General features: G+C 45.5%; 1 protein-coding gene and 1 pseudogene. Both read left to right on the top strand.

Features of this window, described 5'->3' with window-relative positions; all coding sequences use genetic code 11:
• The first annotated feature begins 174 nt into the window (after window positions 1-174).
• Window positions 175-510, top strand: coding sequence for a type II toxin-antitoxin system PemK/MazF family toxin (locus tag E3E29_RS11285; RefSeq protein ID WP_167712209.1), 336 nt, complete (start codon window positions 175-177; stop codon window positions 508-510).
• Window positions 511-515: 5 nt separating this feature from the next.
• Window positions 516-638: pseudogene (locus E3E29_RS11925) on the top strand (alkaline phosphatase family protein); the annotation flags it as partial.

Genomic DNA, 638 nt, shown 5'->3' with positions numbered 1-638 from the left:
TGACGAAATATTGAAGATAGAGCGCAAACTTGAGGAGATAGAACACAAACTGGAGGAGCTGATTGAGGCAAGCGAGCTTTATGGAGTCGTAAAGCTCTCAGAAGAATCCCTCAGGGAGTTTCTAGAATCCGAACCAGACCTGTACTCCTACGAAGACCTTAAGGTGAGATTCAAATGAGTCTCAAGGGCAAGATAGTTCTTGTGCACTTTCCTTTCACAGATCTACGGGCAACTAAACTTCGTCCGGCACTTGTCCTGTACGAAGGAAAAGATGATGTTGTAGTGGCGTTCATTTCGTCGAGACTTGAGAAGTTCGAGCCAAAAACTGACGTTCTCGTTGAACGCTCTCATCTGGAATTTAAAGTCACTGGGCTTAAAGTTTCTTCGATTATTAAGCTCAACAAGATAGCGACAGTTCATAAGGGTCTCCTTGCAGGCATTCTAGGTGAAGTTGGAGACCTACTCAAGGAAGAGATAAACGTAAAACTCTGTAATACGCTTAGGCTGTGATGAACATGAAGAAGCTCGCGCTGATAAGCCTCGACGGCTGTGGGATTTACAACATCAAACACATGCCATTCCTGAGCGAGCTTGCTGAAAGCGGTGAGTTCGCGGTGGTTGACTCCATCTTTCCAACG

Source organism: Thermococcus sp. Bubb.Bath, from assembly GCF_012027595.1.
Taxonomy (GTDB): Archaea; Methanobacteriota_B; Thermococci; order Thermococcales; family Thermococcaceae; genus Thermococcus.
This window is presented reverse-complemented; position numbering and strand designations above follow the sequence as displayed.